Raw genomic sequence first — 20654 nt, forward strand, 5'->3', positions numbered from 1 at the left:
CCCACAGTTGATCGCATTTCCAGATTGAAGGAACCCGTCATGCAAAACTGGCAACATTCGGTGATCTACCAGATCTACCCCAAAAGCTTCCACAGCCACGCGGGTAACGCCACCGGTGACCTGCTGGGCATCGTGGACAAGCTCGATTACCTGAAGTGGCTGGGCGTCGACTGCCTGTGGATCACCCCGTTCCTGCGCTCGCCCCAGCGCGACAACGGCTACGACATCAGCGACTACTACGCCATCGACCCGAGCTACGGGACCATGGCCGATTGCGACCTGCTGATCAGCGAAGCCGCCAAGCGCGGGATCACGCTGATGCTCGACATCGTGGTCAACCACACTTCCATCGAACACGAGTGGTTCCAGCAGGCCCGCAGCAGCCTCGACAACCCGTACCGCGACTTCTACATTTGGCGCGACCAGCCGAACAACTGGGAATCCAAGTTCGGCGGCTCGGCCTGGGAATACGAGGCGCAGACCGGCCAGTACTTCCTGCACCTGTTCGACCACACCCAGGCCGACCTGAACTGGGACAACCCCAAGGTGCGCGCCGAAGTGTTCAAGCTGATGCGCTTCTGGCGCGACAAGGGTGTGGGCGGTTTCCGCCTGGACGTGATCAACCTGATCTCCAAGCCGGCGGATTTTCCGGAAGACAACAGCGACGGTCGGCGCTTCTACACCGACGGCCCGAACGTGCATGAATACCTGAAGGAAATGCACCGCGAAGTGTTCGAGGGGCATGACCTGATCAACGTCGGCGAGATGTCGTCCACCAGCCTTGAGCACTGCATTCGTTATTCGAATCCACAGTCGAAAGAGCTGTCGATGACCTTCAACTTTCACCACCTGAAAGTCGACTATCCGAACCTGCAGAAGTGGGTCGCGGCCGACTTCGACTTCCTGCAACTCAAGCAGATTCTGTCCGACTGGCAACTCGGCATGCAGGCCGGTGGCGGCTGGAATGCGCTGTTCTGGTGTAACCACGACCAGCCGCGGGTGGTCTCGCGTTTTGGTGACGACGGCGAGCACCGCGTGGTCTCGGCGAAGATGCTCGCCACTGCGCTGCACTTCCTCCAGGGCACGCCTTTCGTGTACCAGGGCGAAGAGTTGGGCATGACCAATCCGGGCTTCGACACCATCGACCAATACCGGGATGTCGAGACGCTGAACATCTATCGGCTCAAGCGTGAGGCCGGTGAGTCCGAGGCATCGAGCATGGCGGCGATCATGCAGAAGTCCCGCGATAACAGCCGCACACCGATGCAATGGAATGCCGAGCAAAACGCCGGCTTCAGTCGCGGCGAACCGTGGATCGGCATCCCGGCCAACGCCGCGCAGATCAACGTGCAAAGCGAGCTGGATGACCCGCAATCGGTACTGCATCACTACCGTGCGCTGATCAAGCTGCGTCGGCATGAGCCGCTGATTCAGGAAGGCGTTTATCGCCAACTGCTGCCACAGCACACCCAGGTCTGGGCGTACCTGCGCGAAGGCCACGGCGAACGCCTGCTGGTGCTGAACAACTTCTACGGCACGCCATGCCAGATCGAACTGCCCGATGGCCTGCTGACGGCGGCGAGTGAGCAACGCCTGCTGATCAGCAACTACGACGACTGCCCACAGCGCTCGAGCCAGGTCTCGCTGCGCCCGTATGAATCGTTTGTGCTGCATCTCAAGGACTGAGACCCGCTTTACCCCCGGCGTGGGAGAGCCGGGGCGCTTAAAAAAACATAATAAAAATATCGGAGTGCTTCATGAAAACAACAATAAAGCTGGGCCTCGTTGCATCCTGCCTGACCTTGCCGATGGCAGCCCAGGCGTTGGAATTTGCCGGCTACTTGCGTAGCGGTGCGGGGACTTCAACCGGCAGTGGCAAGCAGCAGTGCTTCCAGTTGCCGGGTGCACAATCCAAATACCGCCTGGGCAACGAGTGCGAGCAGTACGCCGAACTCGAATTGCGCCAGGACCTGCTGACCCTCGACGACGGCTCGGTGTTCAGCGTCGACGCCATGGCTTCGCTGTACAACAAGTACGACCGGGCGCTGAAGTTCCAGGGCGAAGACAACGGCTCGGCACGCATGCCGCAGATGTACGCGCAGTGGTCGAACATCCCCAGCCTCAACGGCGGTTCGCTGTGGGCCGGCCGGCGCTACTACAAACGAAACGACATCCATATCTCCGACTTCTACTACTGGAACCAGAGCGCCACGGGCGGTGGTATCGAGGACGTGAAAATCGGCGACCTGAAATACAGCTACGCGCTTTCCCGCAAGGACAACCTGTACCAGAAGGAATACGCCACCCGTCACGACTTTAACGTGGCCGGGTTCAAGACCAACCCCGGCGGCGAGCTGGAACTGGGCTTGAGCTATATCGAAAAAGCCGGTGGCCGTGACACCAACAGCGGCTGGGCCATTACCGCCCAGCATGTGCAGAAACCCTTCCTCGGCGGGCGCAACAAATTTGCCCTGCAGTACGGCGAAGGCCCCGGCACCGGCCTCGGTTATACCGGCGATACCTTCCTCGATAAAAGCAGCAAGAGCTACCGCGCAGTGGAGTTCTTCGACTGGCAAGTGACGCCACGGTTTGGCGGGCAGATCGAGGCCGTGTACCAGAAAGATATTCGCCCGGGCAGCCAGGATCAGACCTGGATGTCGCTGGGCGTGCGCCCGGCCTATGCGATTTCCGAACAGTTCAAGCTGGTCACCGAACTCGGTCATGATCAGGTCGAGGCCACCGGTGGCACGCGCAAGCTGAGCAAATTTACGTTCGCCCCGACCTGGTCGCCCAAAGGCCCGAATTTCTGGGCACGACCGGAAGTGCGCCTGTATTACACCTACGCGACCTGGAACGAAGCGGCCAAGCGTGCGGCCAATGAACTGGCGGCAGGTTCGGCGTTGTCCGACACCGGCAGTTATGGCTCGGCGTTGCATGGCTCCAACTTTGGTGTGCAGGTTGAGTACTGGTGGAAATAAAGCCGTCGATGCCCAATGATTTTTACAGAACCAAACAGCAGGTGAAGTCATGACCACAACCCATTCCCTGGAATTGCTGGCGCCATTGTCCGGGGTGCTGCTCGCCCTGGACCAGGTGCCTGATCCGGTGTTCTCCAGTCGCCTTATCGGCGATGGCCTGTGCATCGATCCGACCTCGCAGACCCTCTGCGCGCCACTGGCCGGGGTGATCAGCAATATCCAGGACAGTGGTCATGCGGTGAGCATCACCGATGACAACGGCGTCCAGGTGCTGATGCACATCGGCCTGGACACCGTGAACCTGGCGGGCAAGGGTTTCACCCGATTGGTCGAGGAAGGCCAGCGGGTGGAAGCCGGACAACCGCTGATTGAATTCGATGCCGACTACGTGGCGCTCAATGCCCGTAGTTTGCTGACCCTGATGCTGGTGGTCAGTGGCGAGCCCTTCAAGCTGCTGACGCCCGAGCAGGGCCTGGTAGACGTGGGGCAGCCACTGCTGCGAGTCACGCCGCAAGCCGTTGCCGACGAGGTGAAAGACGAGGAGGGTGACGCCCTGTTCTCCAGGCCACTGACCTTGCCCAACGCCAACGGCCTGCATGCGCGCCCGGCGGCGGTGCTGGCGCAGGCGGCCAAAGGCTTCAAGGCGAGTATTTACCTGCACAAGCAAACCGAGAGCGCCAACGCCAAGTCGCTGGTACGGATCATGGCATTGCAGACGGTGCAGGGTGACACCTTGCAAGTCAGCGCGGCCGGCGAGGATGCCGAAGCGGCGATCCAGGCGCTGGTGACCTTGCTGGCCGAAGGCTGCGGTGAAACCGTCGCGGCTCCTCAACCTGGCGCTGCACCCGTGGCGCCTGATTCATCGGCGACCTTGCTGCGCGGCGTGTGCGCCTCGCCCGGTTCGGCGTTTGGCCAGGTGGTGCAGGTCAAGGAGCCGGCACTGACGTTCGTAGAGACCGGCAAAGGTGAAGCGCTGGAACGTGCGGCCCTGACCCATGCCCTGAACCACGCCAATCAGGCGCTGCAAGCCCTGCAGGAAAAGGCCGTCGGCACTGCCCAGTCCGAGATCTTCCGCGCCCATCAGGAGTTGCTGGACGATCCGGCCCTGCTGGAACAAACCCGCGACCTGCTGGACCAGGGCAAGAGCGCGGCCTTCGCCTGGAACAGCGCCACCGAGGCCACCGCCACGCTCTTCCAGGGCCTGGGCAACGCCTTGCTTGCCGAGCGCGCTGCCGACCTGGCAGACGTTGGCCAGCGGGTGCTGAAATTGATCCTCGGGGTTCAGGACAGCGCCTGGGATTTGCCGGAGCAGGCAATCCTGATTGCCGAACAACTGACCCCCTCGCAAACCGCCAGCCTCGACACGCGCAAGGTGCTGGGTTTTGTGACGGTGGGCGGCGGCGCTACCAGCCACGTCGCAATTCTCGCCCGCGCCCTTGGCTTGCCGGCCATCTGCGGGGTGCCGGCGCAGGTGCTGGAACTGGCCAACGGCAAGCAAGTGCTGCTGGATGCCGACAAGGGCGAGTTGCACCTGGACCCGGACCTGGCCGAGATCGAACACTTGCAAGCCAGCCGCCAACAACAAGTGCTGCGCCGCCAGCGGGAAGTGGAGCAGGCGTCGTTGCCCGCCACGACCCGCGACGGTCATCACGTCGAAGTGACGGCCAACGTCGCATCGTTGCAGGAGGTGGAGCAGGCATTGTCCCTGGGGGGCGAAGGCGTTGGTTTGCTGCGTTCCGAGTTCCTCTACCTGGACCGCAACCGCGCGCCGAGCCCCGAGGAGCAGGCGGGCACCTACAGCGCCATCGCCCGTGCATTGGGCTCGCAGCGCAATCTGGTGGTGCGCACCCTCGACGTTGGTGGCGACAAGCCGTTGGCCTATGTGCCGATGGACAGCGAGACCAACCCGTTCCTTGGCCTGCGCGGGATTCGCCTGTGCCTGGAGCGCCCGGAACTGTTGCGTGAACAATTCCGTGCAATTCTCGCCAGTGCCGGTTTCGCCCGTTTGCACATCATGTTGCCGATGGTCAGCCTGCTCTCGGAGCTGCGCCTGGCGCGGCAGATTCTTGAAGAGGAAGCGCTGGCCCTGGGGCTGACGGAACTGCCGAAGCTGGGAATCATGATCGAAGTGCCATCGGCGGCATTGATGGCCGATCTGTTTGCGCCGGAGGTGGATTTCTTCTCCATCGGCACCAACGACCTGACCCAATACACCCTGGCCATGGACCGCGATCACCCGCGCCTCGCCAGCCAGGCCGACAGCTTTCACCCGGCGGTGCTGCGCCTGATCGCCGCCACCGTCAAGGCGGCCCATGCCCATGGCAAGTGGGTCGGCGTATGTGGGGCGTTGGCGTCTGAAGCGCTGGCGGTGCCGGTGCTGATCGGGCTGGGGGTGGATGAGTTGTCGGTCAGCGTGCCGCTGATCCCGACCATCAAGGCTACCGTGCGCGAGCTGGACCTGGCGGATTGCCAATCCATCGCCCGTCAGGTGCTGGGCCTGGAAGAAGCGGCGCAGGTTCGCGAGGCGTTGCGCCTGTACCACGCGGCTACCGTTGAAACCTCATTGGTTGTGGAGAACTGACATGTTCGAGAAATTTCAGCGGGCGTTCTGGAAGGCCCTGACGCCGGATCTGGTGCTTGAAACGCCGCAGGCAGCTCCAGTGAGCGAAACACTGTTGGCCCCGGCAGTGCTGAATGCGCTGGGCGGGGCGGAGAATCTCAAGTCGCAGCAGCGGGTAGCACTGACCCGGGTGCGGGTGCAGTTGCAGGATGCGGGGCGGTTGGATGCGCAGGCGCTCAAGGCGGCAGGCGTGCCGGGCGTGATGGTGTTGGCGGGTGGGGTGGTGCACCTGCTTACCGGCCTGAACACCGCTCTATAAGACGACGAAGATCAAATGTGGGAGCGGGCTTGCTCGCGAAGGCGGTGTGTCAGTCAATCCATGTGCTGGCTGAACCACCGCCTTCGCGAGCAAGCCCGCTCCCACATTGGTTTTGTGGTGTTTGGATAATCGGGGGATTACAGCTGCGGGGTTTCTTCCGTCGGCTTGGTCTTGTCCACACCCGGCACATGCAGGTTGCCTTCGACCACCTGGTTGCCTTCCAGCTGCGGCTGCGTCACCCACGTCAGAATGTCGTAGTAACGCCGGATGTTCGCCACAAAATGCACGGGCTCACCGCCACGGGCATAGCCATAACGCGTCTTGCTGTACCACTGCTTCTGCGACAGGCGCGGCAGCATTTTCTTCACGTCCAGCCACTTGTTCGGGTTCAGGCCTTCTTTTTCGGCCAGCTTGCGCGCGTCGTCCAAATGGCCGGTGCCGACGTTGTACGCCGCCAGGGCAAACCAGGTGCGGTCCGGCTCGGCAATCTTGTCGTCCAGCTCATCCTTGATCTTGGCCAGGTACTTGGCGCCGCCCATGATGCTCTGCTTGGCGTCCAGGCGGTTGGACACGCCCATGGCCTGCGCCGTGTTCTGGGTCAGCATCATCAGGCCGCGCACGCCGGTCTTGGAGGTCACCGCCGGCTGCCAGAGTGATTCCTGGTAGCCGATGGCCGCCAGCAGGCGCCAGTCGACCTTTTCTTCCTTGGCATAGGCCCGGAAGTGTTTCTCGTATTTGGGCAGGCGCTGTTGCAGATGCTGGGCGAAGGTGTAGGCGCCCATGTAGCCGAGTACATCGACGTGCCCGTAATAGCGATCTTTCAGGCGTTGCAGCGTGCCGTTCTTTTCCACCTTGTCGAGGTAGTTGTTGACCTCGTTGAGCAGGCTGTTGTCTTCACCGGCGGCGACCGCCCAGGCCTGATGGCTGGCGTCACCGAGGTCAAAGGCCACCCGCACGTTGGGGAAGTACACCTGGTTCATCGCCACTTCGTTGGAGTCCACCAGGGTCAGGTCGATCTGGCCCTCATCCACCATGCGCAGCAGGTCGACCACCTCAACGGCGTCGGACTCTTCGTATTCAATCCCGGGAAACTGTTTTTTCAGCTGCGCCAGTTGCTCGGCGTGGGTGCTGCCCTTGAGCACCATGATCTTCTTGCCCACCAGGTCTGCCGCGGTGGTCGGCCGGGACTGGCCGTTGCGGTAGATGATCTGCGGGGTGACTTCCAGATAAGGGTGGGAGAAACGCACTTGCTGGCGACGCTGCTCACTGCTGACCAGGCCGGCGGCGGCCAGTACCGGGCCGTTGGGTTTGCCGATCTGCGAGAACAGGTCATCCAGGTTGTCGGCCGCCTCGATCTCGAGCTTTACCCCTAACTCGTCGGCAAAACGTTTCACCAGTTCGTATTCGAAGCCGGTTTCGCCGTTACGGTCCTGGAAATAAGTGGCCGGACTGTTTCGGGTGACCACCCGCAATACGCCATCCTCCTTGATTCGCTCGAGCGTGTTGGGTTTATCCACACACGCACTGAGCAGCAGGAAGAGTCCGGTAACGAAGAGCCATTTGGCGCATCGCGGGCGTAAAGCAGTAGGGGAGAACATCTGCGCAGTATACGCAAAGGACCCTCGGCGCCATATCTCGACAGCGGGGCACTTGTCTGCTAGCGCCCGTAAACCTTGGCTGCAGCCCGCAGAAACGGGGCTTGGCAGCCGATTGTGACGGTTAAAATAACTGCCCGGAATAGCCTGTGTGGCCATATGATATCGTGCGATTTATGCCAACTGACGTCCGGCTGCGGCCACTGGTGCCGTTTCGGGTGCCGTTGGCGACGGTTTACGCTAGAATGCACGGCCTCAAAGCACACCCCCTTCCCGAGGCTGTCCCGAAGATGTTGATCCTGCGCGGCGCTCCTGCCCTTTCTGCCTTTCGCCACAGCAAACTCCTTGAGCAACTGAGCCAGAAGGTACCTTCTGTCAGTGGCTTGTATGCTGAATTTGCTCACTTCGCCGACGTTACTGGCGTTTTGACCGCCGACGAACAGCAAGTGCTGGCGCGCCTTCTGAAGTACGGTCCCAGCGTTCCTGTTCAAGAGCCTAACGGCCGCTTGTTCCTGGTCCTGCCACGGTTCGGCACCATCTCGCCCTGGTCGAGCAAGGCCAGCGACATCGCCCGCAACTGCGGCCTGGACAAAATCCAGCGCCTGGAACGCGGGATTGCCTTCTATGTAGCAGGCCAGTTCAGCGAGGCCGAGGCCGAGCTGATCGCCAGCAGCCTGCACGACCGCATGACCCAGATCATCGTCAGCCAGCTGGAACAGGCCGCCGGTCTGTTCAGCCACGCCGAACCCAAGCCGCTGACCGCGATTGACGTGCTCGGTGGTGGCCGTGCCGCCTTGGAAACCGCCAACACCGAGCTGGGCCTGGCCCTGGCCGAAGACGAAATTGACTACCTGGTCAACGCCTTCATCGGCCTGAAGCGCAACCCGCACGACATCGAACTGATGATGTTCGCCCAGGCGAACTCCGAGCACTGCCGCCACAAGATCTTCAACGCCAGTTGGGACATCGACGGCCAGAGCCAGGAAAAAAGCCTGTTCGGCATGATCAAGAACACCTACGTGATGCACAGCGAAGGCGTTCTGTCGGCTTATAAGGACAACGCTTCGGTCATCGTCGGCTCCGTCGCCGGCCGTTTCTTCCCGGACCCTGAAACCCGCCAGTACGGCGCGGTGCAGGAGCCGGTGCATATCCTGATGAAAGTCGAGACCCACAACCACCCGACCGCGATTGCCCCGTTCCCGGGCGCAGCCACCGGTTCCGGCGGCGAGATTCGCGACGAAGGTGCAACCGGTCGTGGCGCCAAGCCAAAGGCTGGCCTCACTGGCTTCACCGTGTCCAACCTGCAGATCCCGGGCTTCGAACAGCCGTGGGAAGTGCCGTACGGCAAGCCTGAGCGCATTGTCACCGCGCTGGACATCATGATCGAAGGCCCGCTGGGCGGCGCCGCGTTCAACAACGAATTCGGGCGTCCGGCCCTGACCGGTTACTTCCGTACTTTTGAGCAATCCATCACCACCCCCCGTGGCGATGAAGTGCGCGGTTACCACAAGCCAATCATGTTGGCCGGCGGCATGGGCAACATCCGCGCCGAACACGTACAGAAAGGCGAGATTCTGGTCGGCTCCAAGCTGATCGTCCTCGGTGGCCCGGCGATGCTGATCGGCCTGGGTGGCGGCGCCGCTTCCTCCATGGCCACCGGCACCAGCTCGGCCGACCTGGACTTCGCTTCCGTACAGCGTGAAAACCCTGAGATGGAACGCCGTTGCCAGGAAGTCATCGACCGTTGCTGGCAACTGGGTGACAAGAACCCCATCAGCTTCATCCACGACGTCGGCGCAGGTGGCTTGTCCAACGCCTTCCCGGAACTGGTCAACGATGGCGACCGTGGCGGCCGTTTCGAACTGCGCAACATTCCAAACGACGAGCCGGGCATGGCCCCGCACGAAATCTGGAGCAACGAATCCCAGGAACGTTACGTCCTGGCCGTCGGCCCTGCCGACTTCGAACGCTTCCAGGCGATCTGTGAACGCGAGCGCTGCCCGTTTGCCGTGGTCGGCGAAGCCACTGCCGAGCCGCAACTGACGGTCACCGACAGCCACTTCGGCAACAGCCCGGTGGACATGCCGCTGGAAGTGCTGCTGGGCAAAGCCCCGCGCATGCACCGTTCGGCCGTGCGTGAAAACGAACTGGGCGACGATTTCGACCCGTCGACCCTGGCCATCGCCGACTGCGTGGAGCGCGTCCTGCACCACCCGGCCGTTGCCAGCAAAAGCTTCCTGATCACCATCGGCGACCGCACCATCACCGGTCTGGTTGCCCGTGATCAAATGGTCGGCCCGTGGCAGGTCCCGGTGGCTGACGTTGCCGTCACCGCTACCAGCTTCGACGTGTACACCGGTGAAGCCATGGCCATGGGCGAGCGGACTCCGCTGGCGCTGCTGGACGCCCCGGCGTCGGGCCGCATGGCCATCGGCGAAACCCTGACCAACATCGCGGCTTCGCGTATTGCCAAGATCTCCGACATCAAGCTGTCGGCCAACTGGATGTCCGCTGCCGGTCACCCGGGTGAAGATGCGCGCCTGTACGACACCGTGAAAGCGGTCGGCATGGAGCTGTGCCCTGAGCTGGGCATCACCATTCCGGTGGGCAAGGACTCCATGTCCATGGCCACCCGCTGGAACGATGAAGGCGTGGACAAGAGCGTCACCTCGCCGCTGTCGCTGATCGTTACCGGCTTTGCGCCAGTCACCGACATTCGCCAGACCCTGACCCCGCAACTGCGCATGGACAAGGGCACCACCGACCTGATCCTGATCGACCTCGGTCGCGGCCAGAACCGCATGGGCGCCTCGATCCTTGCCCAGGTGCACGGCAAGCTCGGCAAGCAGGCCCCGGACGTCGACGACGCCGAAGACCTGAAAGCTTTCTTCGCCGTGATCCAGGGCCTGAACGCCGACGGCCACCTGCTGGCTTACCACGACCGTTCCGACGGTGGTTTGCTGACCAGCGCCGTGGAAATGGCCTTCGCCGGTCACTGCGGCCTGAGCCTGAACCTCGATGGCCTGGCAGAAACTTCCGCTGACATCGCAGCAATCCTGTTCAACGAAGAGCTGGGCGCCGTTATCCAGGTTCGCCAGGACGCAACCCCGGACGTACTCGCACAGTTCAGCGCCGCTGGCCTGGGCGACTGCGTGGCCGTGATTGGCCAGCCGATCAACAACGGTGAAATCAACATCGTCTTCAACGGCGAAACCGTGTTTGAAGGCCAGCGCCGCCTGCTGCAACGCCAGTGGGCCGAGACCAGCTACCAGATCCAGCGCCTGCGCGACAACGCCGACTGCGCCGAGCAGGAATTCGAGGTGATCCTGGAAGAAGACAATCCGGGCCTGAGCACCAAGCTCAGCTTCGACGTCAACCAGGACATCGCCGCGCCTTACATCAAGAAAGGCATCCGCCCACAAGTGGCCGTACTGCGTGAGCAGGGCGTCAACGGCCAGGTGGAAATGGCGGCAGCGTTCGACCGTGCCGGCTTCAATGCGATCGACGTGCACATGAGCGACATCCTCGCCGGTCGCGTCGACCTCAATGAGTTCAAAGGCCTGGTTGCCTGCGGTGGTTTCTCCTACGGCGACGTACTGGGTGCCGGTGAAGGCTGGGCCAAGTCGGCCCTGTTCAACAGCCGTGCCCGTGACGCGTTCCAGGGCTTCTTCGAGCGTAATGACAGCTTCACCCTGGGTGTGTGCAACGGTTGCCAGATGATGTCCAACCTCAGCGAACTGATCCCGGGCAGCGAGTTCTGGCCGCACTTTGTGCGTAACCGCTCCGAGCAGTTCGAAGCCCGTGTTGCGATGGTCCAGGTACAGGAATCCAACTCGATCTTCCTGCAGGGCATGGCCGGTTCGCGCATGCCAATCGCCATCGCCCACGGTGAAGGCCATGCGGAATTCGCCAGCGAAGAAGCACTGCTGGAAGCCGACCTGTCCGGTACTGTGGCCCTGCGTTTTGTCGACAACCACGGCAAGGTCACCGAAGGCTACCCGGCCAACCCGAACGGCTCGCCGCGCGGGATCACCGGGCTGACCAGCCGCGACGGTCGCGTCACCATCATGATGCCGCACCCGGAGCGTGTGTTCCGCGCCGTGCAGAACTCGTGGCGCCCGGAAGAGTGGAACGAGGACGGCGCGTGGATGCGCATGTTCCGTAACGCTCGCGTCTGGGTGAACTAAGGCGGTGTACAAGCTCAGCTTCTTTGTGCCCGACAGCCACGTGGAGACGGTGAAAACCGCCGTCTTCGCAGCCGGCGGCGGGCGCATCGGCAACTACGACAGCTGCGCCTGGCAGGTACTGGGCCAGGGCCAATTCCGCGCGATGGACGGCAGCCAGCCGTTTATCGGGCAGGTGGGGCAGGTTGAAGTGGTTGAAGAGTGGAAGGTTGAGTTGGTGGTGGCGGATGAGTTGATCGAGGCTGTGGTGGCTGCGTTGAAGCTTAGCCATCCGTACGAGACACCGGCGTATGAGGTGTGGCAGTTGGCGGATTTTTGATTCGCTGGTTGAAAAACAAGAAACCCGCTGGGCCAGTTTGGTCAGCGGGTTTTTTGTTGCCTGTCACGGCCATTCGCGAGCAAGCCCGCTCCCACATTTGACCGCGTTGCCATGACGGGCACCGATCAAAATGTGGGAGCGGGCTTGCTCGCGAAGAGGCCCTGATGCTCAGCAAAGATTCAGGCTTTTACCCCAACCTCACGGCCACTGACCAACCGCTCCAACGCCTCACCCAACCCCGAGGCCTTGTCACCAATCAGCAAGTGCCAAACCCCACTCTCAAGCTGGCTAACCCCCTGGCAACCTAGCGCAGTCAGTTGGGATTCCGACAACACCGAACCATCCCCCAGCTCCACCCGCAGCCGCGTCATCGCCACCGCATCCAGTTGCAATACATTGGCCCGACCGCCCAGCGCACTCAGCCATTTCTCGGCCTCATGCACATTCACCGGTGTGCTCTTCTCAACAGGCGCTACCACCACCGCAGGTGCCGCAACATACGAAGGCATCGCCAACCGAATCTCATCGGCAATGCTGTCCGCCATCGGCCCGACCACTACCTGCAAACTCCCGCCATTGCCCGGCCGAACCACCGCCATGGCCCCCAGTGCTTTCAGCTCGGCATCTACCGCCTTGTTGCGATCCACCATGTCCAGCCGCAGACGCGTCGTGCAAGCACCCACACTCAGCAGATTCTCCGCACCACCCAGCGCTCGAATGTAAGCTCCGGCCCGCTGGTTATCGGTCATCGCCTCAGCCTGCACCACCTGAATATCCTCGCGCCCCGGCGTCTTCAAATTGAAGCGACGAATGCAGTAATTGAACACGCTGTAGTAGATCACCGCATACGCCAGCCCAACCGGGAATACCAACCAGCCGTTGGTGGATTTACCCCAGCCCAGCACCATGTCGATAAACCCACCGGAGAAGGTAAAGCCCAGGTGAATGTTGAGCATGTTGGTGATCGCCATCGACAACCCGGTCAGCAGCGCATGCACCAGGTACAGGAACGGCGCGAGGAACATGAAGGCAAATTCGATCGGCTCGGTGACCCCGGTCAGGAACGAGGTCAGCGCCATCGACAGGAAAATCCCGCCCATGATCTTGCGCCGCTCCGGCAGTGCATTGCGGTACATCGCCAGGCACGCCGCCGGGAGGCCGAACAGCATCACCGGGAACATGCCGGTCATGAACTGCCCACCTTTCGGGTCGCCGGCAAAGTAGCGAGTCAGGTCGCCGGTCACTACCGCGCCGGTCGTCGGGTCGGTGAAGGTGCCGAACACAAACCACGCCATGTTGTTGAGGATATGGTGCAAGCCGGTGACGATCAGCAGGCGGTTGAACACGCCAAACACGAACGCACCAAAACTGCCGCTTTCCATCAGCAGCACGCCGAAGCTGTTGATGCCTTGCTGCACGGGTGGCCAGATCAAGCCAAAGATTACCCCCAGCGCCACCGCCGAGAACCCGGTGACGATCGGCACAAACCGTCGCCCACCAAAGAATGCGAGGTACTCCGGCAGCTTGATGTCCTTGAAGCGGTTATACAGCGCACCGGCCATCAAGCCGCTGGCGATGCCCGCGAGCATGCCCATGTTGATGCTGGCGTCCATCACCTTGAGGGTGGAGACCATCACCAGGTAACCGATGGCGCCTGCCAGGCCCGCCGTGCCGTTGTTGTCGCGGGCAAAACCCACGGCAATGCCGATGGCGAAGATCAGCGCCAGGTTGGCGAAGATCGCCTGCCCGGCGTCGTGCATCACCGCGATGTTCAGCAGGTCAGTGTCGCCCAGTCGCAGCAGCAGGCCGGCGATCGGCAGAATCGCGATCGGCAGCATCAGCGCACGGCCCAGGCGTTGCAGCCCTTCGATAAAATATTGGTACACGGCGTGTCTCCCTATTCTTGTTGTTTTCAGCTCAGCGGCCAGTGGTGTTGACAGGCTTGGCGAACGGCTTTGGCGCTGCTCAGGTTAAGCAGGCTTTGGCTCAGTTGCCGGCATTGGGCTGCGTCCAGGTGACGGACACGGTCCTTGATTTCTCCGATTTGCGGCGGGCTGACGGACAGCTCGCTGATGCCCAGACCGATCAGCACCGGCGTGGCCAGCGGGTCGGACGCCAGCGCCCCGCACACACCGACCCAGCGCCCATGCTTGGCTGCGCCGATGCACGTCTGGGCGATCAGCCGCAACAGCGCCGGGTGCATGGCATCGACCCGGGCGGCGAGGCCGGCGTGGTCGCGGTCCATGGCGAGGGTGTACTGGGACAGGTCATTGGTGCCGATGGACAGAAAGTCCGCGTGCTCGGCCAGTTGTTCGGCCATCAGCGCCGCCGCGGGCACTTCGATCATCACCCCCAGTTCCGGGCGTTGGGTCAGTTCCAACTCGGCGCACAGTTCATCGAGGCGCTGGCGAATGTGCAGCAGTTCGTCGACTTCGCTGACCATTGGCAGCAGGATGCGGCAACGTTCCAGCGGGCTGACCTGGAGAAGGGCACGCAGTTGCTGGTCCAGCAGTTCCGGGCGTACCTGGGCCATGCGAATGCCCCGCAGGCCCAGCACCGGGTTGGTCTCGAACGGCAGCGGCAGGTAGTCGAGTTGCTTGTCGCCGCCGACGTCGATGGTGCGGATGATCACGGATTTGTCGCCCATGGCATCCAGCACGGCTTGGTAGGCCTGGCGCTGCTCCTGTTCATCGGGCGCAGTGCGGCGGTCGACGAAGAGAAATTCTGTGCGCAGCAGGCCGACGCCATCGGCGCCATTCTCGAAGGCCAGTTGGGCTTCGGCGCTGGAGGCGACATTCGCGGCCACTTCAATACGCACGCCATCCTGAGTGCTGGCGGTGCCTTGAGCCTGCGCGTGCTGCTGTTGGCGCCGCAGTTTCTGTGCATCGCGCAACTGGTGAACCTGAGCGTGGCGTGCATCATCCGGCGTCAGCTCCAGGCGGCCGTTGGCGGCATCCAGCACCACGCGCTGGCCTTGGGGCACATCAAGCAATTCAGTGCCCAGTGCAACCACGCACGGCAAGCCTTTACCCCGCGCCAGAATCGCCACATGAGACGTCGCGCCGCCTTCGGCCATGCAGATACCGGCGGCGTGTTGATTGCTCAGTTGCAGCAGATCCGATGGGGTCAGCTCATGGGCCGAGACGATAGCGCCGGCCGGCAAATCAAAATTCCAGGCCTCGCCCAGCAACGCCCGCAGCACGCGTTGCTGCAAGTCGCGCAGGTCGTTGGCGCGTTCGGCGAACAACGGTTTACCCAGTGCCAGCAGCACCGCGCATTGGGCCTGGATCGCATCGCGCCAGGCGTGAGTGGCGGCGCTGCCCTGTTCGATGGCGGCGGTGGCGGTCTCCAGCAACGTAGGGTCTTCCAGCAGGGCCAGGTGGGCGGCGAAGATCTCTTCTTCTTCCACATCCTTGCGCTGACGGGCCTGGTCCAGGGTGTGGCGGATTTCGCTACGCACCTGTTCCAGGGCACTGTCCAGGTGCTGCAGCTGCTCATCCGGGGCGTTGTTGCCCGGGTCCACCGGCAGCTCGATTCCGTTCAGGCGGAACAACGGGCCGCAGACCAACCCCGGCGCGGCACACACGCCTTGCAGTACTCCGGCTTCGGTATTCGCGCGGCGTGGGGCGACGGCCACTGGAGCGTGATGCGCTTCGCCAACTTCCACCGACAGCGCAGCGATCAGTGCTTGCAGCGCCGCTTCACAATCCTTGCCACGACAGGTGACCTGCACCTCGTCCTGCTCACCAATCCCCAGGCCCATCAAGCCGATCAGGCTGTCGCACGAAGCCGACTTGCCAGCGAAATGCAGCTGCGACTGGCTGCTGAATGCCTGTGCAGTCTTGCGGATCAAGGCAGCGGGGCGCGCATGCAGGCCGCCACGATGGGTGATGCGAATAGTCGCGCTGGCTTCGGTGACCGACTCATCAATCACTTTCGCTGCACCGGCCAACCGTGCAACCACATGCAGCAGCGGCTCGCCGACCTTCACTGTTTTCAAGGTGATCGGCCGTAGCTCAAACAGCTCGCTGTTGGTCAGGATGATCAAGCTGACCAGGCTTTTGCACTGCCGCGCAATCAGGTCCAGATCAAACTGCACCAGTGCCTGGCCCTTGCTGACGCGCGCACCTTGCTTGACCAGCAGCGCAAAGCCTTCGCCATTCAATTCCACCGTGTCGATGCCCACGTGCATCAGCAATTCAGCGCCGTTATCGGCGCGAATGGTCAGCGCATGCCCGGTGCGGGCGACGTGGATGATCACGCCATCACACGGCGCGTGCAGGCAATCGTTGAGCGGGTCGATGGCAATGCCGTCGCCCATGGCGCCACTGGCGAACACTTCGTCGGGAACGTCGCCCAGGGTCAGCACCGGCCCACTGAGGGGAGCGCTGAGGGTGAGGTCTTTATTATTGTGGGACATGGGCACGGTACTCATCAGGAAAACGCTGCAATCAACTCAGTGGGTGCGGGTCACTTTGCTCAAGTGACGCGGTTGGTCCGGGTCCATGCCCCGGGCCTCTGCCAAACCGGCGGCCATCACGTAGAAACTCTGGATCGCCAGGATCGGGTCCAGGGCCGGGTGTTCGGCGCGGCTCAGAGTCAGGTCGCGCTCGGCGATGTCATCGGGAGCGGCCAGCAGCACGCGGGCACCGCGCTGGCGCATATCTGCGGCCAGGCTCAGCAGGCCGGCTTGTTCGGCGCCGCGTGGGGCGAAGACCAGCAGCGGGTAGTTGTCATCGATCAGAGCCATCGGGCCATGGCGCACTTCGGCGCTGCTGAAGGCTTCGGCCTGGATCGCCGAGGTTTCCTTGAGCTTGAGCGCGGCTTCCTGGGCGATGGCAAAACCGGCGCCACGGCCGATCACCATCAGTTGCTGGCAGTCGCGCAGGGCGTCGATGGCCAGGCTCCAGTCTTGCCTGGCGGCTTCACGCAAACCTTCGGGCAGTGCCTTACAGGCTTGCAGCAACTCGTCTTCCTGATTCCAGTGGCCGATCAGCTGGGCGCTGGCGCTCAGGGTCGCGATAAAGCTTTTGGTGGCGGCGACGCTGCGTTCCGGCCCGGCGCACAGCGGCACATGGAATTCGCAGGCGGCTTCCAGTGGCGAGTCTTCGGCGTTGACCATCGAGATGCTCAAGGCGCCGCGCTTGCGCAACAGGCGCAGGCTGTTGACCAGGTCCGGGCTCTGTCCCGACTGGGAGAAACCGAACGCCACTTGCCCGCTGACCTTGAGCGGCGATTGCAGCATGGTCACCACCGACATCGGCAGCGACGCCACCGGAATCCCCAGGTGTTGCATGGTCAGGTAGGCGAAGTAACTGGCGGCGTGGTCCGAGCTGCCACGGGCGATGGTCATCGCCACTTGCGGTGGCTGGCGACGCAGGCGGCCGGCGACTTCCACCAGCAGCGGGTCCAGTCGTTGCAGTTGAGCCTCGACGGCCTCACAGGAGGCCAGGGCCTCTTCAAGCATTTTTGAAGTCAATGGTTTCTCCTTCGACCATTACGTCGGTGAGGTGCAGGGAGCGGTCCAGGCGCACGCAGTCGGCAAAGCTGCCGGGTTGCAGGCGACCGCGTTCTTCGAGGCCCAGGTAGTCCGCAGGAAATTGCGACAGGCGTTGTGAGGCTTCACTAATGGGCAGGCCGATCTTCACCAGGTTGCGCAGCGCCTGGTCCATGGTCAGGGTGCTGCCGGCCAGCGTTCCATCGGCCAGGCGGACGCCGCCCAGGCACTTGGTCACGGTGTGGCTGCCCAGCTTGTATTCGCCGTCGGGCATGCCGGCGGCGGCGGTGGAATCGGTGACGCAGTACAGGCACGGGATCGAGCGCAGCGCCACGCGCATGGCACCGGGGTGCACGTGCAGCAGGTCGGGAATCAACTCGGCGTATTTGGCGTGGGCCAGGGCCGCGCCGACGATGCCGGGCTCGCGGTGATGCAGCGGGCTCATGGCGTTGTACAAGTGGGTAAAGCTGGTGGCCCCGGCGGCGAGGGCGGCGACACCTTCTTCATAGCTGCCCAGGGTGTGGCCGATCTGCATGCGCACGCCACGTTCGCTGAGGGCGCGGATCAGGCCGTCATGGCCGGCGATTTCCGGAGCAATGGTGATCACCCGGATCGGCGCCAGGCGCAGGTATTCTTCGACTTCGGCCATCAAGGCGGTGTGGGCGAAGTTCGGTTGTGCGCCGAGTTTTCCCGGATTGATGTAGGGGCCTTCCAGGTGCACGCCCAGGACACGAGCGGTGCCGGTCGGGCGGCTTTCGCAATAGGTGCCGATTTCGCCGAGCACGCGGGAAATCTCATCCACCGGCGCGGTCATGGTGGTGGCCAGCAGCGAGGTGGTGCCAAACCGCACGTGGGTGCGGGTGATGGTGTGGAAGGCGTCGGTGCCTTCCATGATGTCTTTGCCGCCACCGCCGTGCACGTGCAGGTCGATAAAGCCTGGCAGCAGGTACGGAAGGTCGTTGTCAGCCGGGTTGCACGGGCTGCCTTCTACGGCAGTGACCTTGCCGTGCTGGTGCACCAGGCGGCCGCGAATCCAGCCGTGTGGCGTGAGGATATTGTCTTCGGACATGGGCAGTTCTCTAAATTCGCAGTTCAGCGGAATAGTCGTGGCGGCGCAGTTCTGCGACGAAGTCGTAGTAGTCGTTGCGGCAGTAGGTGTCGGTGATTTCAATCGGGGTGTTGTCGGCGGTGTAGCCCACCCGGGTCATCAGCAGCATGGCGGTGCCGGGGGCGATGCCCACCAGGGCTGCGAACTCATCCGAGGCGTTGATCGCCTGGATGTGTTGCAGGGCGCGCACGATGGGTTTGCCGATGCTTTCCAGGTATTCGTAGAGCGAGTTGCCGATGGCCTGCGGGTGGGGGAGGACGGAGGCGGGCATGGCGGTCATTTCAATCGCCATCACCGTGTCGTCGGCCTTACGCAAACGCTTGAGCCGCGCGACTTTGTCGCTGGGTGACAGGCCCAGGCGAATCAATTCTTCATGGGTCGGCGGGGTGATGTCGCGCTCCAGCCACTGGGACGTCGGCACAAAGCCCTTGAGCCGGAGCATTTCGCTGAAGCCCGAGAGGCGCGACAGCGGTTGTTCCAGGCGTGGCGTGATGAAGGTTCCGGAGCCTTGGCTGCGACGGATCAGACCTTGTTCGAACAGCACTTCCAGCGCCTTGCGGGCGGTCACCCGGGAAATGCTCAGTTGCTCGCTGAGGGCACGTTCCGACGGCAAAGCCTGCTCGGATTTCCACTGGCCGGCATGAATCGCGGCTTCGAGGTTGCGGGCCAGTTGCAGGTACAGCGGCGTCGATTGTTTATCGTCGGGGCGCAGGGCCAGGATGGGGTTCATCGTGTCGGTTTCCGATGCGGTTATTGGAGTGTTGTCGCCCGGTAGTGATCGCAAGCTAATACCACTTAAATACCATGTCAATGCAGCGAAAACAGTGCGGGCGAGCGTTTGCTGGCGCCTTAATAGTGCGCCAGTTCAAGTGGTATTAGAGAGGTCTTTATTTCAGGCAGAAGCGCGCAGCTTGCCGAGGTGAACTGGTATTCACCGGCAGGCCACCCATGGGGCGGGAATTTTTTTTGAATTATTTTACGAGGGGCAGGAAATTACGGACGAATCTCGATCATCGTGCCGTCTTTCACCAGGTTCCAGACTTCGCGCATGTCGACATTGCGCATGCCGATGCAGCCGTCGGTCCAGTCCAGGGTGTGGAACAGCTCTTCGGGGTAGTCCTCGGCGTCGGGGGTGCCGTGGATCATGATCATGCTGCCGGGCTTGACCCCTTCGCGGCGGGCGCGCGCGGAATCGCTGATATTGGGGTAGGAGATGTGCATGGCCAGGTTGAAGCGGTCGCTGGTCTTGCGCCAGTCGATCCAGTAGAAACCTTCCGGGGTGCGGCGGTCGCCTTCCATCAGCTTGGTGCCCTTGGGGTTCTTGCCCAGGGAAATGCGGTAGGTCCTGAGGGGCTTGCCGTCATTGATCAGTTGCAACTGATGGGCAGACTTGAGCACCAGGATTTTCTCGACGGGTTTGCCCCCCAGGATCACTTGGGTGGAGGCTGGCGACAGCGTGGCAAACGACAGGCAGATCAGAGCAAGCAACCAACGCATTGAAACGGTATCCCCTGAAAAGACTACGTGCCGCCTGGATTGTTATTTGGCCAACTGGGTCAGCGGCGGCACCGATTCGCTGCGCACCGGATACGACTGTTGCCGACGGTCAGCAAAAAAGCATTCTAAGGTACGCCCGACCGTGCGGAAAGCCAGCTCGGACCAAGGGATGTCGGCTTCATCGAATAAGCGCACTTCAAGGCTTTCGGGGCCGGCGGCAAAATCCAGGTCGATCAGTTCGGCCCGGTAGAAGATGTGCACCTGGCTGATGTGCGGCACGTCGATCAGGGTGTAGATGCTCAGGTTGCGCACCCGGGCGCAGGCTTCTTCCAGGGTTTCGCGCATCGCGGCCTGCTCGACGGTCTCGCCGTTCTCCATGAAGCCGGCGGGCAAGGTCCAGAAACCCAGGCGCGGCTCGATGGCGCGCCGGCACAGCAGCACCTGGTCGCCCCACACCGGTACGGTGCCCGCGACGATATTGGGGTTCTGGTAGTGAATGGTCTGACAGTGATCGCAGACATAACGCAGGCGTGCGTCGCCTTCGGGAATGCGCTGGGTGACCGGTTTACCGCACTGGCTGCAGAAGTTCATGCTGGG

The 20654-nt window shown here is 62.5% G+C and carries 14 protein-coding genes; 6 read left to right on the forward strand and 8 right to left on the reverse strand.

Annotated features, from left to right (window positions below):
• The first annotated feature begins 39 nt into the window (after positions 1–39).
• The 4 genes from treC to HX824_RS21215 all read left to right on the forward strand — a co-directional run bounded on the left by treC (position 40) and on the right by HX824_RS21215 (position 5857).
• On the forward strand, positions 40–1686 hold the full coding sequence (treC, locus tag HX824_RS21200; protein ID WP_003209630.1) for an alpha,alpha-phosphotrehalase: 1647 nt from the start codon (positions 40–42) through the stop codon (positions 1684–1686).
• A 71-nt stretch (positions 1687–1757) separates the two neighbouring features.
• On the forward strand, positions 1758–2978 hold the full coding sequence (locus HX824_RS21205) for a carbohydrate porin (RefSeq protein WP_177055026.1): 1221 nt from the start codon (positions 1758–1760) through the stop codon (positions 2976–2978).
• A 49-nt stretch (positions 2979–3027) separates the two neighbouring features.
• The gene (gene ptsP / locus HX824_RS21210; protein ID WP_177055027.1) at positions 3028–5559 is read left to right on the forward strand and encodes a phosphoenolpyruvate--protein phosphotransferase; all 2532 of its coding nucleotides are present in this window, start codon (positions 3028–3030) and stop codon (positions 5557–5559) included.
• A gap of 1 nt (position 5560) precedes the next feature.
• Complete coding sequence (locus tag HX824_RS21215) at positions 5561–5857, forward strand: PTS transporter subunit EIIB (protein ID WP_003209625.1); 297 nt, start codon at positions 5561–5563, stop codon at positions 5855–5857.
• A 137-nt stretch (positions 5858–5994) separates the two neighbouring features.
• On the opposite strand, the gene mltF is transcribed toward HX824_RS21215, so the two are convergent.
• A complete protein-coding gene (gene mltF / locus HX824_RS21220) occupies positions 5995–7455 on the reverse strand; it encodes a membrane-bound lytic murein transglycosylase MltF (protein ID WP_008438264.1) in 1461 nt (486 codons plus the stop codon).
• 287 nt (positions 7456–7742) lie between these two features.
• On the opposite strand from mltF, the gene purL reads away from it, so the two are divergent.
• Both purL and HX824_RS21230 read left to right on the forward strand, forming a co-directional pair.
• Complete coding sequence (purL, locus tag HX824_RS21225) at positions 7743–11639, forward strand: phosphoribosylformylglycinamidine synthase (RefSeq protein WP_003209621.1); 3897 nt, start codon at positions 7743–7745, stop codon at positions 11637–11639.
• Between the two features lie 4 nt (positions 11640–11643).
• Positions 11644–11955: an NGG1p interacting factor NIF3 gene (locus tag HX824_RS21230; RefSeq protein WP_177055028.1), complete on the forward strand. Its 312-nt coding sequence runs from the start codon at positions 11644–11646 to the stop codon at positions 11953–11955.
• 179 nt (positions 11956–12134) lie between these two features.
• Here the strand turns inward: HX824_RS21230 and nagE are convergent, their stop codons facing one another.
• The 7 genes from nagE to HX824_RS21265 form a co-directional block, all read right to left on the reverse strand.
• Positions 12135–13793, reverse strand: a complete 1659-nt coding sequence (gene nagE / locus HX824_RS21235) for an N-acetylglucosamine-specific PTS transporter subunit IIBC (RefSeq protein WP_218180506.1) — start codon at positions 13791–13793, stop codon at positions 12135–12137.
• A 74-nt stretch (positions 13794–13867) separates the two neighbouring features.
• Positions 13868–16375 (reverse strand): phosphoenolpyruvate--protein phosphotransferase, encoded by a 2508-nt coding sequence (ptsP, locus tag HX824_RS21240; RefSeq protein ID WP_177055029.1) that lies wholly within the window; start codon positions 16373–16375, stop codon positions 13868–13870.
• A gap of 36 nt (positions 16376–16411) precedes the next feature.
• Positions 16412–17434, reverse strand: a complete 1023-nt coding sequence (locus HX824_RS21245; RefSeq protein ID WP_023659131.1) for an SIS domain-containing protein — start codon at positions 17432–17434, stop codon at positions 16412–16414.
• Positions 17415–18521 (reverse strand): N-acetylglucosamine-6-phosphate deacetylase, encoded by a 1107-nt coding sequence (nagA, locus tag HX824_RS21250; RefSeq protein WP_087695120.1) that lies wholly within the window; start codon positions 18519–18521, stop codon positions 17415–17417. Before nagA ends, HX824_RS21245 begins: the two co-directional genes overlap by 20 nt.
• Before the next feature lie 10 nt (positions 18522–18531).
• Complete coding sequence (locus tag HX824_RS21255) at positions 18532–19290, reverse strand: GntR family transcriptional regulator (RefSeq protein WP_003209609.1); 759 nt, start codon at positions 19288–19290, stop codon at positions 18532–18534.
• Positions 19291–19553: 263 nt separating this feature from the next.
• Positions 19554–20057, reverse strand: a complete 504-nt coding sequence (locus HX824_RS21260; RefSeq protein WP_003209608.1) for a murein L,D-transpeptidase family protein — start codon at positions 20055–20057, stop codon at positions 19554–19556.
• A gap of 42 nt (positions 20058–20099) precedes the next feature.
• Complete coding sequence (locus HX824_RS21265; protein WP_003209606.1) at positions 20100–20648, reverse strand: NUDIX hydrolase; 549 nt, start codon at positions 20646–20648, stop codon at positions 20100–20102.
• Positions 20649–20654 lie beyond the last annotated feature (6 nt).

Source organism: Pseudomonas sp. D4002 (assembly GCF_013385665.1).
GTDB lineage: Bacteria > Pseudomonadota > Gammaproteobacteria > Pseudomonadales > Pseudomonadaceae > Aquipseudomonas.

Excerpts from the sequence above, each read along its gene's own strand:
- treC (WP_003209630.1), top strand. The coding sequence starts at position 40 with ATGCAAAACTGGCAACATTCGGTGATCTACCAGATCTACCCCAAAAGC.
- HX824_RS21205 (WP_177055026.1), top strand. The coding sequence starts at position 1,758 with ATGAAAACAACAATAAAGCTGGGCCTCGTTGCATCCTGCCTGACCTTG.
- ptsP (WP_177055027.1), top strand. The coding sequence starts at position 3,028 with ATGACCACAACCCATTCCCTGGAATTGCTGGCGCCATTGTCCGGGGTG.
- HX824_RS21215 (WP_003209625.1), top strand. The coding sequence starts at position 5,561 with ATGTTCGAGAAATTTCAGCGGGCGTTCTGGAAGGCCCTGACGCCGGAT.
- mltF (WP_008438264.1), bottom strand. The coding sequence starts at position 7,455 with ATGTTCTCCCCTACTGCTTTACGCCCGCGATGCGCCAAATGGCTCTTC.
- purL (WP_003209621.1), top strand. The coding sequence starts at position 7,743 with ATGTTGATCCTGCGCGGCGCTCCTGCCCTTTCTGCCTTTCGCCACAGC.
- nagE (WP_218180506.1), bottom strand. The coding sequence starts at position 13,793 with ATGCTGCCGATCGCGATTCTGCCGATCGCCGGCCTGCTGCTGCGACTG.
- ptsP (WP_177055029.1), bottom strand. The coding sequence starts at position 16,375 with ATGTCCCACAATAATAAAGACCTCACCCTCAGCGCTCCCCTCAGTGGG.
- nagA (WP_087695120.1), bottom strand. The coding sequence starts at position 18,521 with ATGTCCGAAGACAATATCCTCACGCCACACGGCTGGATTCGCGGCCGC.
- HX824_RS21255 (WP_003209609.1), bottom strand. The coding sequence starts at position 19,290 with ATGAACCCCATCCTGGCCCTGCGCCCCGACGATAAACAATCGACGCCG.
- HX824_RS21260 (WP_003209608.1), bottom strand. The coding sequence starts at position 20,057 with ATGCGTTGGTTGCTTGCTCTGATCTGCCTGTCGTTTGCCACGCTGTCG.
- HX824_RS21265 (WP_003209606.1), bottom strand. The coding sequence starts at position 20,648 with ATGAACTTCTGCAGCCAGTGCGGTAAACCGGTCACCCAGCGCATTCCC.